At 69.0% G+C, this 474-nt stretch carries 1 protein-coding gene; it reads right to left on the bottom strand.

The genetic code is table 11. The features are described from left to right. Window positions 1–474: hypothetical protein (locus tag AC2JF9_RS08810; protein WP_500727008.1), on the bottom strand; the 474-nt coding region annotated here is incomplete at both ends.

Below are 474 nucleotides of genomic sequence, written 5' to 3'. Positions count from 1 at the left end.
GGTCTGGAAGCGCTGGTCCGAGCCGCCGTCCGACGGCCTCGCGAAGATGTCGAGCGCGTTGAAGTCCGCGTCCTGGCCGCGCACCCAGAACCAGTCGCGATAGGCGGTGATCGAGGTGAGGCTGGCGCCGCCGAGATCGTAATCGACCTGGGCCGAGACGCCCCAGTCGCGGACGTCAGACCGGTAGTCGCGGCCGGGCGTGACCGACACGCGGCGGTCGTAGGTGTCGGGCTGGATCCGCGCGCCGATGCCGTTCAGCAGCGTGCGGAGCGCGACCGCGCTGGGATCGGTCGACGGGAGATAGGGACCGGTGCAGCATTCCTCGTCGCGATAGGAATAGTCGGCGATGAGGCGGACCGACAGGCGGTCGTCGGGCTGGTAGAGGAGCTGGCCCCGCGCCAGGATGCGGTCGCGGTTGTTGATGTCGCGGCCCGACACCACGTCCTCCACGAAGCCGTCACGCTTGGAATAGAC

Source organism: Lactobacillus sp. C449L (assembly GCF_059900815.1).
This window is presented reverse-complemented; position numbering and strand designations above follow the sequence as displayed.